The 13,598-nt window shown below is 66.8% G+C and carries 16 protein-coding genes; 5 read left to right on the forward strand and 11 right to left on the reverse strand.

The genetic code is table 11. The features are described from left to right. Positions 1-3: 3 nt before the first annotated feature. Genes ASG60_RS13330 through ASG60_RS13350 form a run of 5 tightly spaced genes read right to left on the reverse strand, consistent with a single transcriptional unit; the run spans position 4 to position 2,971 of the window. Positions 4-375, reverse strand: a complete 372-nt coding sequence (locus ASG60_RS13330) for a DUF202 domain-containing protein (protein ID WP_056160273.1) — start codon at positions 373-375, stop codon at positions 4-6. Further along, on the reverse strand, positions 372-1,262 hold the full coding sequence (locus ASG60_RS13335; protein WP_056385969.1) for a LysR family transcriptional regulator: 891 nt from the start codon (positions 1,260-1,262) through the stop codon (positions 372-374). The genes ASG60_RS13330 and ASG60_RS13335 overlap by 4 nt, the downstream gene beginning before the upstream one ends. Beyond that, positions 1,259-2,068, reverse strand: coding sequence for an anti-sigma factor (locus ASG60_RS13340; RefSeq protein WP_056160280.1), 810 nt, complete (start codon positions 2,066-2,068; stop codon positions 1,259-1,261). Before ASG60_RS13340 ends, ASG60_RS13335 begins: the two co-directional genes overlap by 4 nt. Further along, positions 2,065-2,574 (reverse strand): RNA polymerase sigma factor, encoded by a 510-nt coding sequence (locus ASG60_RS13345; protein ID WP_056217681.1) that lies wholly within the window; start codon positions 2,572-2,574, stop codon positions 2,065-2,067. The genes ASG60_RS13340 and ASG60_RS13345 overlap by 4 nt, the downstream gene beginning before the upstream one ends. A gap of 13 nt (positions 2,575-2,587) precedes the next feature. After that, positions 2,588-2,971: a hypothetical protein gene (locus ASG60_RS13350; RefSeq protein WP_056160287.1), complete on the reverse strand. Its 384-nt coding sequence runs from the start codon at positions 2,969-2,971 to the stop codon at positions 2,588-2,590. 182 nt (positions 2,972-3,153) lie between these two features. Between ASG60_RS13350 and ASG60_RS13355 the strand changes: the two genes are divergently transcribed. Together ASG60_RS13355 and ASG60_RS13360 are read left to right on the forward strand one after the other, a co-directional pair. Next, positions 3,154-3,609 (forward strand): DUF305 domain-containing protein, encoded by a 456-nt coding sequence (locus ASG60_RS13355; RefSeq protein ID WP_056160290.1) that lies wholly within the window; start codon positions 3,154-3,156, stop codon positions 3,607-3,609. Then, positions 3,606-5,042: a YncE family protein gene (locus ASG60_RS13360; RefSeq protein WP_056385971.1), complete on the forward strand. Its 1,437-nt coding sequence runs from the start codon at positions 3,606-3,608 to the stop codon at positions 5,040-5,042. Before ASG60_RS13355 ends, ASG60_RS13360 begins: the two co-directional genes overlap by 4 nt. Positions 5,043-5,514: 472 nt before the next feature. Here ASG60_RS13360 and ASG60_RS13365 read toward each other — a convergent pair whose 3' ends face one another. Further along, on the reverse strand, positions 5,515-5,898 hold the full coding sequence (locus ASG60_RS13365; protein WP_056221266.1) for a nuclear transport factor 2 family protein: 384 nt from the start codon (positions 5,896-5,898) through the stop codon (positions 5,515-5,517). 352 nt (positions 5,899-6,250) lie between these two features. Next, on the reverse strand, positions 6,251-7,207 hold the full coding sequence (locus ASG60_RS13370) for a zinc-dependent alcohol dehydrogenase family protein (protein ID WP_056385973.1): 957 nt from the start codon (positions 7,205-7,207) through the stop codon (positions 6,251-6,253). A gap of 94 nt (positions 7,208-7,301) precedes the next feature. Between ASG60_RS13370 and gcvA the strand changes: the two genes are divergently transcribed. Beyond that, positions 7,302-8,189 carry a transcriptional regulator GcvA gene (gene gcvA, locus ASG60_RS13375; RefSeq protein WP_056220803.1) on the forward strand — a complete coding sequence of 296 codons (888 nt, stop codon included), beginning with the start codon at positions 7,302-7,304 and terminating at the stop codon, positions 8,187-8,189. 210 nt (positions 8,190-8,399) lie between these two features. Here the strand turns inward: gcvA and ASG60_RS13380 are convergent, their stop codons facing one another. From ASG60_RS13380 to ASG60_RS22085, 4 genes are all read right to left on the reverse strand, one after another. After that, on the reverse strand, positions 8,400-9,167 hold the full coding sequence (locus ASG60_RS13380; RefSeq protein WP_056220800.1) for an anti-sigma factor: 768 nt from the start codon (positions 9,165-9,167) through the stop codon (positions 8,400-8,402). Continuing rightward, positions 9,164-9,703 carry a sigma-70 family RNA polymerase sigma factor gene (locus tag ASG60_RS13385; RefSeq protein ID WP_056385974.1) on the reverse strand — a complete coding sequence of 180 codons (540 nt, stop codon included), beginning with the start codon at positions 9,701-9,703 and terminating at the stop codon, positions 9,164-9,166. The genes ASG60_RS13380 and ASG60_RS13385 overlap by 4 nt, the downstream gene beginning before the upstream one ends. A 60-nt stretch (positions 9,704-9,763) precedes the next feature. Next, positions 9,764-10,543 (reverse strand): DUF4394 domain-containing protein, encoded by a 780-nt coding sequence (locus ASG60_RS13390; RefSeq protein ID WP_056221263.1) that lies wholly within the window; start codon positions 10,541-10,543, stop codon positions 9,764-9,766. A gap of 634 nt (positions 10,544-11,177) precedes the next feature. Then, positions 11,178-11,660, reverse strand: coding sequence for an Rrf2 family transcriptional regulator (locus ASG60_RS22085; RefSeq protein WP_055957221.1), 483 nt, complete (start codon positions 11,658-11,660; stop codon positions 11,178-11,180). Between the two features lie 96 nt (positions 11,661-11,756). Here ASG60_RS22085 and hmpA point away from each other — a divergent pair, with 96 nt between their 5' ends. Together hmpA and ASG60_RS22785 are read left to right on the forward strand one after the other, a co-directional pair. Beyond that, complete coding sequence (gene hmpA / locus ASG60_RS13400; RefSeq protein ID WP_055957654.1) at positions 11,757-12,998, forward strand: NO-inducible flavohemoprotein; 1,242 nt, start codon at positions 11,757-11,759, stop codon at positions 12,996-12,998. 89 nt (positions 12,999-13,087) lie between these two features. After that, entirely contained in the window at positions 13,088-13,510 is a 423-nt protein-coding gene (locus ASG60_RS22785; RefSeq protein WP_156375833.1) for a YbfB/YjiJ family MFS transporter, read from the forward strand. The last annotated feature ends 88 nt before the right edge of the window (positions 13,511-13,598 follow it).

Genomic DNA, 13,598 nt, shown 5'->3' on the forward strand with positions numbered 1-13,598 from the left:
CCGTCACGCCCAGAGCAGGGCGGTGGCCGCAAGGCCCGAGATCGCGATCAGCAAGGCCACGATCCCGACGGTGAGGATGCGCGGCATCATCGGGATCTCGGCATCGGCGAGACGCGCCCGGATCGCCCGGTCCCGCCATGCGGCGCCGGCGAACGAGGCAAGCGCGCAGGCGATCAACGTGAGCGACAGCACCTTCAGCGGCCAGACCGCCAGCACCTCCCGCAGGAAGCGCTGCGCGGCCAGGCCGACGCCGAGGAAGGCGAGCCCGGTGCGAAGCCACGCCACGAACGTACGCTCGGCTGCCAGAACCGTCCGGTCCTCGGCGAGCCTCACCCGGGGATCGTCGGGGTGCACGGGTTTCGCAGGATCGCTCATCCGGCATCCGCCGTCGCGATCAGGTCGAGCAACGCGTCGGCGGCCCGGCTGCGGTAGCGCTCCTTGTGGCGCAGCACCCGGAACGGCCGGCTCTGCAGGGCGAACGCCGCCCGCACCAGGGTTCCGGTCCGAAGCGCGGCGGCGACCACGGTCTCGGACAGGACGGCGGCCCCGCCCCCGGCCTCGACGGCGGCGCGCACCGCCTCGTTAGAGGGCAGTTCGAGCGTGACCCGAAGCTGGGCGGCTGCGAGGCCGGCCGCACCCAGGGCCGCCTCGAAGGCCGAGCGGGTTCCCGATCCCGCCTCGCGCAGCACCCAGTCGGCCCCGGCGAGATTTTCGGGTTCGAGGTCGGTCGCCCCGGCGAAGGCATGGCCAGGGGCGACCACGAGGACCAGTTGGTCCTGCGCGATGGTGGTGCTCGCAAGCGTCGGGTCGTCGAGCGCCCCCTCGACGAAGCCGAGTTCGGCCTGCCCGGCGCGCACCGCGTCGGCGGCGTCGGTGGTGTTGCCCACCGCCAACCGGATAGCGATCTCAGGGTAGGCCCGGCGGAAGGCGACGAGGTGGCGAGGCAGCCAGTCGCTGGCGATGGTCTGGCTGGCGTAGAGCGCCAGCGTCCCGCGCCGCAGGCCGCTGAGGTCGGCGAGCACCAGTTCGGCGGCCTCGGCCCGGGCGAGCACGGCGCGGGCCTCGACGAGAAATATGCGCCCCGCCTCAGTCAGCTCGATCCCGCGGCCGACCCGGTGAAAGAGCTTGGTGGCGTGTCGCCCCTCGATGTTGGCGATCGCCGTGCTGACCGCCGACTGGACGAGGTTCAGCGCTTCGGCGGCCCGCGTCACGTGCTGTCGCTCGGCCACCGCCACAAAGATGCGGAGTTGGTCGAGGGTCATGGTTGCCGCTGCGGAACCGGCAGTCCACGGACTTGCGCGTCGACCGACTGCGCGACGATCAACAGCCGCGCCTCGTCGGTGCGACCCGTGACGACGTAGGACATGCCGCCATCGACCCAGGAGAAGGCGGCGATGTCGCCCTCGCGGGCGAAGCGGAACACCGTGCGGCCATCCGCATCGCCTACGCGGCTGTAGAGTGTCAGCCGGGTGCCGTGGTCGTCATCGTACATCAGCATCGCGGCGGATTCGGAACCCGCCGGCAGCAGCCGGCCGCCCATCAGGCGGAAGCCGTACGCCGTAAGGTCGGGGGTGGTCACCGCCCGGCCGAGGCGCTTCGAGAGCCACGTAACAAGGTGCGGCTTCTCGTCGGCGCGCACCTCCACCGGATGCACCGCCTCGACCACGTAGGTGCGGAAGGCCGCCACCGCGTCGTCGGTCGCTGGCTCGGTTCGCGCGAGCGTGACCGTGGGTACCTGCCGCGCGGCATGGCCGAACCAGCCGGCGGCGCCGCCGACCGCGAGGCAGAGCACGGCCGCAGCCGCGACCGGAAGCCAGCGGTAGGTTATCGGGCGATGTCGCGAGCGGATGTTGGCCACCCGGAGCCGCGCCGGAATCGCCTCCTCGGCGATCGGCGCGAGGCGGGCACGCAAGCGCTCGCGTAGGGCGCGATCCGCCGAGACCTCCGCCGCCCGCGCGGGGTTTCCCCTGAGCCATGCCTCGACCAGCGCCTGCCGCTCCGGTTCGAGACGACCGTCGATCAGGCCGTGGAGGTCGTCCTCGCCGACCGGGCGCGGATCCCCGCTCATTTCACCCTCCTCAAGAGTCCGGTCCGGCCAGTTTCCAGAAAACCGCGCATCCGCGTCCGGGCCCGGCTCAACCGCGACATCACCGTGCCGAGCGGTACCCCGAGCACCTGGGCCGCCTCGGCATAAGACAGATCCTCGACCGCGACGAGGAGCAGCACCGAGCGCTGCTCCTCGGGCAGGGTGTCGAGCCCGGTGAGCACGTCGCGTGCCCCCATAGCGGCCTCGGGGTCGGCACCCGGATCGGGCACCTGCTCCAAAGCCTCAGCGCCGACATCGATGCCGCGCCGGCCCCGGCGTCGAACAGTGCCAAGGAACAGGTTGCGCTCGATCGTGAACAGCCAGGCTCGCAGGTCGCCGTCGCGGCGACGTCCGGACCAGGCGGACAACGCCCGCTCCAAAGTGTCCTGGACGAGGTCGTCCGCCGCTTCGCGGTCCCGCAACAGTGCGACTGCGTAGCGCCGCAACGCTGGGATCTGCGGTTCGATGAGGGCGGCGATCTCGTCCACGAGGCTTTACCGATTAGGGCTTGGCGATGTGCCATGCACCGTTGAGGAATCCGTCGCCGGTGATGTCGCCGGGCTTCGTATCCTTGGCGAAGGTGTAGAGCGGCTTGCCCTTGTGGGCCCACTGCATCGTGCCGTCGTCCCGCGTCACCATCGTCCAGTCGCCACTAGCAGCCGAGCCGGAGGCGGCCATCAGTGCCGGCCAGTTGGCGGCGCAGGGGCCGTTGCACATCGACTTGCCGCCCATGTCCTTGTCGAAGGTGTAGAGGGTCATGCTCTTGGAATCGACGAGCGCCGGCCCCTTGGCAGTCTCGGCCGTTATCGCAGGCGCAGCGGCCTGGGCGGCGACGGCGGAGAAGGCGAAGGCCGCAAAGGCGGCGCGGATCAGCATGGTGCGCATGAGTGAGGTCTCCGGCGGTCTACCATGACCGCATCGGGAGAGATGCCGAACGGGCGCGTCTATTCCACTGACATTTGGAAAAGATCGATCACATCGGCAGGGCCACCAATTCGTCCCCGGCCAGGGAATAAAGCCGTTTCCCCGGCATCTCTCCCATCGACAACGAACGAGGAGGACGGCCCATGCGCGGAGCACTGGGATTTGCGCTCACGGCCGCCGTGATGGCCGGCGGCCTCGTCGGCGGCCGGATGATGATGCCCCCGACGCTGGCCGCCGCCGAGCCGCCGGCCATCGTCTCCGCGTCCTTCGACGCGATGATGGCGCAGTCGATGACGCGGATGCATGCCGACATGATGGTCCCGCCCTCGGGCGATCCGGACCGCGACTTCGCTGCGATGATGATCCCGCACCACGCGGGCGCGATCGCGATGGCCCAGGCAGAGCTGCTCTACGGCAAGGATCCGGTCCTGCGCCGCCTCGCGCAGGGGATCATCGTCGAACAGGGCCAGGAGATCGCGGTGATGCGCCGGGCGCTCGCCGATCTCCCTCCCGCGCCGGATTCGTCTGCCGCAGCTACCCACCTTCACCACCATGGCACGGCCCCTGCCGCCGAGATGCCTTCGGAGATCTGCCGATGAAGACCGCCCTCACCCTCCTCGCGCTCGCGATGCTCTCCGGCTCGGCTCTCGCCGGGCAGGCCCCGGGTGCAGCCTTTGCACCGGACGTGCCGGTCAGCGGCAGGGACCGGTTCTATACGTCGGACCAGTTCTCCAACACGGTCTCGGTGGTCGATCCCGCCGCCAACGTCCTGCTCGGCGTGATCCGGCTCGGCGACCCGACGCCGATGAACCTGAGCCCGCTCTATCGCGGCCAGCTCCTCGTCCACGGCATGGGCTTCTCGCCCGACCACAGGACGCTGCTCGCGGTCTCGATCGGCTCGAACTCCGTGAGCTTCATCGACACGGCGACCAACACGGTCCGCCACACCGCCTATGTCGGCCGCGCGCCGCACGAGGCCTTCTTCACGCCGGACGGCCGAGAGGTCTGGGTGAGCGTGCGCGGCGAGGACTACATCGCCGTGCTCGATGCCGCGACCGCCAAGGAGACGCGCCGGATCACCGTGCCGAACGGGCCCGGCATGACGATCTTCTCGCCGGACGGCGCCTACGGCTATGTCTGCTCCAGCTTCAGCCCCGAGACGGTGGTGATCGACACGAAGACCCACTCCATCGTCGGGCGCGTGAAGCAGGAGAGCCCGTTCTGCCCCGACATCGCCGCGACACCGGACGGCAAGCAGGTGTGGTTCACCCTCAAGGATGTCGGCCGGACCCAGGTGTTCTCTGCGACGCCGCCATTCGCGCCGCTGAAGACGATCGAGACCGGGCCGATCACCAACCACGTCAACATCGTCTCGACCAAGGCCGGCCAGTTCGCCTACGTGACGATCGGCGGCCTGAACCAGGTCAAGGTGTTTCGCACCGACGACTTCACCCAGGTCGCCACCATTCCGACCGGCGCCCTACCGCACGGGCTCTGGCCCTCGGGCGACGGCAGCCGCGTCTATGTCGGCCTGGAGAACGCCGACAAGGCGGCGGTGATCGACACCGCGTCGAACACGGTGATCGCCGAGGTGCCGATCGGGCAGGGTCCGCAGGGCGTCGCCTACGTCCCGAACGCCGTGCCGGAGGGCGACCGAATGCAAAACCTCCAAGCGCTGGGCGCAGCCGGCAAGACCAGCGCGCTGACGCTCGCGGGTACCGATGGCAAGCCGGCGACGCAGGTCACCCTGTTCGACCAGGGCGTGTTGCAGACGCTGCAGGCCGCGGTAACGGGACTGCCCTCGAAGATGCCGTTCGTGCTGGCGCTGGCCGCCGATCCGAAGGGGGCCGCAGGCCTGGAGCCGCTCGCCGCCTTCATGACCAACCCGGCCGGCGCGGCCATCGTCAACGCGATCGGCCCGATCCGCCAGATCACCCGCACGGATGCCGGCGCGAGCCGGCGCTACCTCGTGGTGGTCTCGGGCAAGCCCGGTGAACTCGGCGGCGTCGTCCAGATGCAGACTGTGGATTGAACGGGCGGCCTCACGAGCGCGGGAAGCGGGAATCCGAGAGCATGCGTTCGCAGCGCGCGTCCAGCTGCAACGTCTGCTTTCAAGGCCTCCATTGGCTTGCTTCTATGACCGAGTAGGGTCGGGGGCCGTCCGTCAGCTCTACGAAATGGAAAAGCGGACGCTGGCTCCAAGGGCGGCGTCAGGCAGTCTCGCGCCTTTAACGAACCTTTACTTTCGATCTCACGAAGGCCGCCTCGTTCGGGGACGTCAAACCAGCGAAGGCCCAGCGGTTACAGCACACTCAAGCTAGAAACACCGTGCGTACGTAGAGCTAGAATCGTGCCCGTCCGCCTCTCGATTCGCATCGGCACGGCTATGGGCTCGAACCAAAGCTCCGGCTTAGCCCGGGACGACCTCGATGATCGAATGAGCGTGAGCACTGTGCGCAGCACATCGTAGACTGTCTCTGACACAGCGGCTCCATCCCAGTCGCTCAGAACATTCCGTTCGCGTTGGCGGAGGTCTCTGGCAGGATCTGCAGCACGTCCCAGTGCTCGATGATCCTGCCATCGGTGTCGAGCCGGAAGATGTCGATGGCCGCGTAATCGTGGTTGCCTGGCCAGTGCTGGAGACAGTGAAGAACGACGAGATCGCCTTCGGCGACGACCCGCCTCACCTCGACCCGCTTGCCCGGCCACTCATGTGCCATCCGTTCGAAATAGTTGATGAAGCCATCCTTGCCGGATGCCACATGCGGGTTGTGCTGGATATAGTCGGCGCCGGCATACTGCTCGATCGCCTCACGCGGCCGGCAATCGTTGAACATCAGCTCGTAGAAGGCGATTACGTTCGCCTTGTTCTTTGCAAGATCGGTCATGCGCTCCCCCGTGAGCATGGGCTTGGACGCCGTAAAGACATCGTCGTAGGCCGAGCTGCAGCCGCTTGCACCAGCCAAGCCTGGTACTCAGTTCCGCCCGGCTTTCGCCAAGTTGGACCGGACGACGAGTACGTGTCCGGGCGTGACGGCCGCTGGGTAGGCGCGACCGCGCAGGTTGCGGCATAGCGCGACCGCGCAGGTTGCGGCATAGCGCGACCGTGGTGGTACCGAAGTTTCCCCTCGTACAGGTACCGCCTCAGGAGAGGGAGAGGCGGACTTGTCGTCTTTGGCTCCGACTACAAGGACCTTGCGACCTACTCAGGTCCGAGGCTCCGATAGGAATTTTGCCGCGTCATGATCTGACCCGAAGCACGATCTTGCCCTTGATCCGGCCCTTCTCCGAGCGCGCGTGAGCGAGTGCGACTTCGTCGAGGGGAAACTCCAAGCCGACCTGCGGCACCACCAAGCCTCGCTCGATGAGGCGCGTGAGGGCGTCGAGCTTGCTGCTGCTCTGGCGCGAGAAGACGAAGTGGTAGGTCGCGTTCCGGCCCCAGGCGTCGATGAGGTTCTGGGGCGTCGCGGTGTCAACCAAAGTGACGACGCGCCCATCCTCGCGTAGGATGCGTGGGGAACGCGAAAGCGTATCGCGCCCAAGGGTATCCAGGACGACGTCGACGCCCCTGCCGTCGGTCAGGCGATTGACGGCGTCCACGTAGTCCTCGCGCTCGAAATCGATGACCGCCGAGGCACCGAGCCGTTCGACGAGGGCCGCGTCGCTGCCGCGCGCTGTCGCGAGGACCCGCGCGCCGATGGCCTTGGCGACCTGAATGGCGATGGCTCCAACGCCACCGGCGCCGCCATGGATCAGGACGGTCTCGGTCACCTGCAATCGGGCGCGCTCGACCAGCCCTTCCCAGACGGTCACGCCGACGAGGCTGACGCTCGCGGCCTCGGCATGAGAAATGTTGACGGGCTTCCGCGCCACGATGTCGACGTCCGCCACGTGGTATTCCACGTACGATCCCGGCCCGCCGAAGATCCGTGCCGTGTAATAGACCTCGTCCCCGACACGGAACTCCGTCACCTCTGATCCAATCTGGTCGACGACCCCGGAGACGTCGTGCCCGATGATGGCCGGCAGTTCGACCTGGTCGGCATAGTCACCGCGGCGGATCTGGTAGTCGAGCGGGTTGATCGAGGTCGCATGCACCGCCACGCGGATCTGCCGCGATCCCGGACGGGGGTCGGGAAGGTCTCGGAGTTCGAAGCTGTCGGGCCCGCCAAACCGCGTCAACACCATCGCTTTCATGTCGGCCTCCTGCTGTGGCAGGTGCCCTTGTGTCAGCCGAGGTGCCGGATGACGAACGCGTTCTCCTCACGCGACAGATGAGCTACGTTCAGCCATGACGATGCGGAGATCGCTTCCCCCGCTCGCCGCGCTGCGGGCCTTCGAGGCCGCCGGGCGCCGCCTGAGCTTCCGCGGTGCCGCCGACGAGCTTGGCGTCACGGCGACCGCCATTAGCCATCAGATCCGGCTCCTCGAAGAGACCCTGGGGCTTCGCCTCTTCCACCGCGAGACGCGCAGGGTCCGGCTCACCGCAGAGGGGTCCGTGCTGCTGCCCGTGCTACGCGATGGCTTCGACGCCTTCGCCGAGGCCATCGACCAGATCCGCGGCCGACCACCGGCCGGCGTTCTTACGATCTCGGCGCCGACCGCCTTCGTCGCCAAGTGGCTCGTGCCTCGGCTGGCCGACTTTCGCGCCGCCCATCCGGGCTACGATCTGCGTCTGCACGCGTCCGACAGCCTGGTGGACTTCGCTTGCGACGGGGTCGACGTTGCTGTCCGATACGGGCCGGGGCCCTATCCGGGCCTCGACGTCCACAGACTGGTAGTCGACCGGGTCGCGCCCGCTTGCAATCCTCGCCTCGCTGTTCGATCCGAGCGCGATCTGCCAAGCCACCCGCTGCTGCATTTCGAGTGGGCTCACGTAACCGACGAGACGCCGACTTGGGCCGCTTGGCTGCGGCAGGCCGGGATCGGCGACGTCGACGGTGGCGCGGGTATTCGTTTCAGCGACGAAGGTCACGTCATCCAGGCCGCGATCGCGGGTCAGGGAATCGCGCTCCTGTCCCTCGTGCTTGCCGCTGACGACTTGGCAAGTGGCGCGCTGGTTCAACCCTTCGGGCCGGTGCTCGACGCCCATCCCTACTGGGTCGTCCACGCACGACATCCGGCCCGGGCAGAGGATGTCGGGAAGCTGGTCGACTGGCTACGATCCACCGCCGTTTGATCAGGCAATCCTACTACCCATGGTCTGTTTTGGGTGACACTCGCAGCAACCTGTACGACTAAGTTGGTCCGTTACCGGTCCATCCACCATAGCATCGGGTGAATTTGAAATGGTTCGCTTCTGATCAGAATGCGAAAGCGATCTCGGCCGTGAATTATAAGAGCTCACCTCGAACGCGAACGAACTCCTTCGAGCACCTCGATCGCCCCGTTACAGAGCCTGCGTTGCCGCCCCCTTCGCGCGGCCGATGAACAGGATCCGGCCCGTCGGGCGACCGATGGGCGAGCCCGCCTCGGGCTCCAGGGTGATCTCGAAAAGCTGCCCGTCGCCGATGGCTTCCAGCCTTTCCGGCGGCAGACGGATCGCTCCGCCCGGGGGCAGCACGCCGAGGGAGACCGGACCGCGCGCCTGATCCCACAGGGTCCAAAGCTGCAACGCGCGCCCGCTTCCCGGCTGCACGTCAGCCAGCGGCAGGGACCGCACGGTGCCGTTCTGGGCAACTTGGATGAGCCATCCCGGTCCGCTCTCCTGCCCGGAGGCGTCGCGGCTCTGCAGGATCGCGTAGAACCGCGTCGGGCTCTCGGCCGGCGCCGGGACGCGGCTCGGCAGGATCGCCAGAACGATCGCAGCGGCCGTGGCGAGCCCCGTGGTGGCCCGCCACAGCGCAGGGCTCCGCCACGCCGCCCGCAACATCCCGCCTCGCGGCGGTGTGAGGGCGAGCGCCGCGGTCGGGCCGAGCGCCTGCCGGCGCGTCGCGAGGGCCTGCTCGATCCGCGCCCATTGCGCCGGGTCGACATCGGCCTTCCCGACGGCCGCGGAGGCCGGCAGCAGCCGCTCTTCCCAGAAGGCGATGCGGCGGGCTAGATCTTCATCCGAACCGAGGGCCCGCTCGACCTCCGCCATGGCTGCGGAATCAAGCAGGCCGAGGACGTATTCGCCCGCCAGGACGTCGCGGTCTTCCGGCCGGCTCGGGATCATGACAGGCAATCCTTCAAGGCGATGAGGCTGCGGCGGACCCATGCCTTCACGGTCCCGAGCGGTGCCCCCAGTCGCTCGGCGATCTCGGACTGCGACAGTCCATCGACATAGGCGAGCAGGATCACCGCCCGCCTGTCTGCGCCAAGCTGCGCGAGGCAACCCTGGAGGCGTCTCCCGTCCTGCGATGTCGCCAGAATGGCGAACGGATCGGGCGCGTCGTCCGCGATCTCCGTCGCCGCGGCCGCGTCGAGGTCCGTCTCCCGGCTGACGGCCCGGATGTGCTTGAGCGCGCGGTGTCGCACGATGCTGGTGATCCAGGCACGGCCCGCGCCGCGGCTGCGGTCGAAGGTGCCGGCGCGCTCCCAGATGTCCATCATGGCATCGTGCAGGACGTCGGCCGCAGCATCACGCCGCCGCACGATCCTGAGCGCGACGGCGAGCAGGAACCCGGCCTCCCGGTCGTAGAGACGCCGCAGAGACGTCGGATCCCCACGGGCGCAGCCTTCCAACGCGGAGGCGTGATCGAACGGCTCCATGACCCTCCCGGCGATTGGAAGGACCGGCCGCCGGGCCGGTCCTGCAGTGGCGGAGCGATGCTACATCTTGGGCAGAATGGCGATGTCACGGACCTTGCCGGACACACCCGTGATCTTTGCGGCCATCTCGCCCTTACCGGTGGCGAGATCCACCTTGTAGAGCGTGTCGCCGGCCATCGCCCAGGCCTGGTTGCCGCCCTGGCCATCGGACAGGATGTCGAAGGCCACGGCCTCGCCCGACATGCCGAGCATGCCGACGGTGTTCAGGATGCCGTCATTCGGCGGAGCCTGCTTCAGCAGCGCGCCGGCAGCGTCGATGTCGAACAGGGCCGTCTCCTTCGTGCCCTTGAAGGCATTGGTGTAGGCGCCAGCCGTCACCTTCGGGGTCTTACCCTTCATGCTGTCGGCTTCGGCGAACTTGAGCTGGCCGTCCTTCGTCACCTTGCCGTCATCGACATTGGCGCGAAGGTTGGTGCCGTCCGAACCGATGATGCGCAGGCGGTCGGCGACGGGATTGAAGTCGACCGTTGCCGCGGTGCCGGCGGCCAGCATCGTGTCGAGCTTCGACTTGGCCGTGGCCTTGCCGGACATCGGATCGATCGTGACGACGCTGCCATCCGAGATCACCGCGTAGAGCATGCCGTCGGCCGGCCGCACGTCGATGCCGAGGACGCTGCCGCCGATCCCGGTGATCGTCACCGTCTTCGTGACCGTCTTCGCGGCCGTGTCGACATGCGCCAGCGTGGCATCGCCGACGAGGGCCGCGACGGTCTCGGCACGCGCGGCAGTTCCAAGGCAGGTGCCAGCCATCAGGGTAACGGCGATGAGGCTCAGTCGCATGGCGTTCTCCATCTGCCGCGAAGGCGGCATCAAGAGCGCTAGCCATGAGCCGGAGGATCGGATGCAGCCCAACTCAAGTATTTTCGCCCACCAGCAACCGTCCGCTTTCGAGAGCCACTCAGGCCGTCGGCTACGACGCGGTTGGGTCGACTGCCGCTGGTCCGCTCTATGACCGGGTCGGGTGGATTTTTGTCTGTCCGCTTTCGGGAGGCAATTCGCTGAAGCGGACGTTTGATTGAATCTCGAAGCGCGACGGTTCAAGGCGTGAAGACGCTCGACAGACGTGTCTTCGGATCAGTCGACCGCTTCGATGTCTTCCAGCTGAACGATACATGCCCTTCCCGCGAGCCTATTAGTTTCAAAACCATGGGTACCCAAGTAAAACAGAAAAGCGCCAGCAGATCCGGCGATGGCCCGGACGCTTTCGGCCCAGGTAGCGCACTGTCTAGGTCCGACGAGAGACACAGGCTTTCACCGCTCAGTTGCGCCTCTGTAGGGTGCTAAATCATCTGTATGGTGCCGGGATGCATATTAAACCTCATTGCAATCCCACCAAGGACAAAGACGAACCGTGAAGCGTCCCTAGCACGAACGCCACTTTTGCTTTCAAAACATAAGACTCAGATCACGCCACTCATATCTTCGTAGGAGGGGAAAGATGTGGCGCCACCTCTTTCATTGGGGAAGGCAGACCAAGCAGGGCGGCAATCTCGATCCCGTCATTTCCACCCAGCAGATCGGCCAGGGTATAGCGGTCAAGAACCGCGAGAAACGCCGCCAAGGCTTCACCGAGCGCACGCCGAAGGCGACATGGAGCCGTGATCACGCAGGCCCCGCCGGCGAAACACTCGACTAGCGCAAGATCTTCCTCTGTCTGTCGCACAACGGTGCCTACGACGATTTCCGCGGGAAGCTTGGCGAGCTGTAGCCCACCACCTCGACCCCGGGTGGTGCGTATGAACCCTAGGCGTCCGAGTTGGTGCACCACCTTCGTGAGGTGGCTCTCTGAGATGCCGTAGGCCCGCGCGATCTCGGCAATCGAGCTTTGCCGTGGCTCATGCAAGCCGACGTAGATCAGAGTTCGGAGGGCGTAATCGGTGTAGCGCGTCAGGCGCATGGCAGCTCCTATGAGAGCCTAAGGTACATATTCGTTGCACCTTTACAATCTGCAGGCCATAAGGTTCATCGACAATGAATCTTATGGGAGATGCAGATGCCGACCCCTCTCGCACCAGCCACCATCGCCCTGATCAAGGCCACCGTACCCGCCCTGGAGGGGCACGGGCTCACCATCACCCAGCGCATGTACGAGCGGCTGTTCGTCGATGCCGAGATGCGCGCTCTCTTCAATCAGTCCCACCATGGCGAGACCGGATCGCAGCCCAAGGCGCTTGCGCAGGCGGTGCTCGCCTACGCCCGCAACATCGACAACCTCGGTGTCCTCGCGGGCGCCGTCGAGCGGATCGCCCAGAAACACGTCGCCCTGAACATCCTGCCCGAGCACTACCCCCATGTGGCGGAGGCCCTGCTCGGCGCGATCCAGGACGTGCTCGGCGACGCCGCTACGCCCGAGATCCGCGCCGCATGGGGGGAGGCATACTGGTTCCTTGCCGAACTGCTGATCGGACGCGAGGCCACGATCTATCGCGACCTCGCCACGAAGCCCGGCGGCTGGAACGGCTGGCGCGGGTTCGTCGTCGAGAGCGTCACCCAGGAGAGCGAGACAATCCGCTCCTTCGTGCTGGTCCCGTCCGACGGGAAGCCGGTCCTGCGTCATGAACCGGGACAGTATCTTGGCTTTCAGTTCGACCTCCCCGACCGGGGGGCGCTCAAGCGCAACTACTCCATCTCCTGCGCCCCGAACGACCGCGCCTATCGCATCACCGTGAAGCGGGAGGCCTCGCCGGGCGTGCCGGCCGGCGTCGTCTCGAACTGGTTGCATGACCATGCCGGACCGGGCACCTTGGTCAGGGTTGCCCCGCCGGCCGGGGAATTCTTCCTCGATCGAAGCACGAACGAACCTGTGGTTTTGGTCAGCGGCGGCGTCGGGCTGACTCCCATGATCAGCATGCTGGAGACGATCTCCGCCACTTCGCCGGAGCGTCCGACCTGGTTTGTCCACGGTGCCCTGAACGGACGGGTTCACGCCATGGGCGCACATGCGCGGGCCCTGACGAACGGCCACGAGAATCTGCATTCCCGGTTCTTTTATGCGCATCTGGAAGAGCAGGGTGCTAGCGACCGGCAGATTGCTGAGACGGGCCTGGTCACTGCGGAGTGGCTGGCGGCGAACACCCCGCGGGAGCAGGCGACCTACTACCTGTGCGGCCCCAAACCCTTCCTGGCCGCGCTTGTGAACGGGCTTGGCCGTCTAGGTATCCCAATCGAGCGGATCCGCTTCGAGTTCTTCGGGCCGGCCGATGAACTGGTCGAGGCGCCGAGACAAGCGGCCTGAGCACCGCCGCGCCACCCAAAATACGGGCTGTCCGCGACATCTTAAGGGACCTCGCCGAAATCCGGAGAGGTCCATTGGTTGAGAAGTCCATGAGCACCCAATCGGCTTCATCCCCGGTGCTCGACCGGTCCGCTTGGCTGGTCATCGCCCTTGCCGTCGCAATGGGCATCGGTCGTTTGGCCTTTACGCCGTTGATGCCTTTGATGATACGCGACGGTAGTCTGGACGCATGGGCCGAGCAGAAAGGTCTCAGCCGCCGGACCCTGACGCGAGAGTTTCGCCGAGAGACAGGCCTTAGCTTCGGGCAACGGCGCGCTCGGGCCAGGGTCGTGCGTGCCCTGGCGCTCGCCGCCGACGGCAAGAAACCACATCAGATCGCGGCGTCGGTCAGCTACCGCAGCATTCAGGCACTGCGAGGCAAGACGGAAGCCTTAGAGGCTGTTTCTTACCTCGCCACGTGGGCAAAACACTGTCGGGTGAGTCTTCGCGGTCGTCGAGCTTTCGCGTCATGATCGGAAAAATTCTAAGGCCAGGTTGAGTCGGGCCCCGTCCGTCCACGCATGACCGAGAGGGGTGGATAAGGAGACCGTGCTCTTGAGG

Source organism: Methylobacterium sp. Leaf469 (assembly GCF_001424745.1).
Taxonomy (GTDB): Bacteria; Pseudomonadota; Alphaproteobacteria; order Rhizobiales; family Beijerinckiaceae; genus Methylobacterium.

Excerpts from the sequence above, each read along its gene's own strand:
- ASG60_RS13330 (WP_056160273.1), bottom strand. The coding sequence starts at position 375 with ATGAGCGATCCTGCGAAACCCGTGCACCCCGACGATCCCCGGGTGAGG.
- ASG60_RS13335 (WP_056385969.1), bottom strand. The coding sequence starts at position 1,262 with ATGACCCTCGACCAACTCCGCATCTTTGTGGCGGTGGCCGAGCGACAG.
- ASG60_RS13340 (WP_056160280.1), bottom strand. The coding sequence starts at position 2,068 with ATGAGCGGGGATCCGCGCCCGGTCGGCGAGGACGACCTCCACGGCCTG.
- ASG60_RS13350 (WP_056160287.1), bottom strand. The coding sequence starts at position 2,971 with ATGCGCACCATGCTGATCCGCGCCGCCTTTGCGGCCTTCGCCTTCTCC.
- ASG60_RS13355 (WP_056160290.1), top strand. The coding sequence starts at position 3,154 with ATGCGCGGAGCACTGGGATTTGCGCTCACGGCCGCCGTGATGGCCGGC.
- ASG60_RS13360 (WP_056385971.1), top strand. The coding sequence starts at position 3,606 with ATGAAGACCGCCCTCACCCTCCTCGCGCTCGCGATGCTCTCCGGCTCG.
- ASG60_RS13365 (WP_056221266.1), bottom strand. The coding sequence starts at position 5,898 with ATGACCGATCTTGCAAAGAACAAGGCGAACGTAATCGCCTTCTACGAG.
- ASG60_RS13370 (WP_056385973.1), bottom strand. The coding sequence starts at position 7,207 with ATGAAAGCGATGGTGTTGACGCGGTTTGGCGGGCCCGACAGCTTCGAA.
- gcvA (WP_056220803.1), top strand. The coding sequence starts at position 7,302 with ATGACGATGCGGAGATCGCTTCCCCCGCTCGCCGCGCTGCGGGCCTTC.
- ASG60_RS13380 (WP_056220800.1), bottom strand. The coding sequence starts at position 9,167 with ATGATCCCGAGCCGGCCGGAAGACCGCGACGTCCTGGCGGGCGAATAC.
- ASG60_RS13385 (WP_056385974.1), bottom strand. The coding sequence starts at position 9,703 with ATGGAGCCGTTCGATCACGCCTCCGCGTTGGAAGGCTGCGCCCGTGGG.
- ASG60_RS13390 (WP_056221263.1), bottom strand. The coding sequence starts at position 10,543 with ATGCGACTGAGCCTCATCGCCGTTACCCTGATGGCTGGCACCTGCCTT.
- ASG60_RS22085 (WP_055957221.1), bottom strand. The coding sequence starts at position 11,660 with ATGCGCCTGACGCGCTACACCGATTACGCCCTCCGAACTCTGATCTAC.
- hmpA (WP_055957654.1), top strand. The coding sequence starts at position 11,757 with ATGCCGACCCCTCTCGCACCAGCCACCATCGCCCTGATCAAGGCCACC.
- ASG60_RS22785 (WP_156375833.1), top strand. The coding sequence starts at position 13,088 with ATGAGCACCCAATCGGCTTCATCCCCGGTGCTCGACCGGTCCGCTTGG.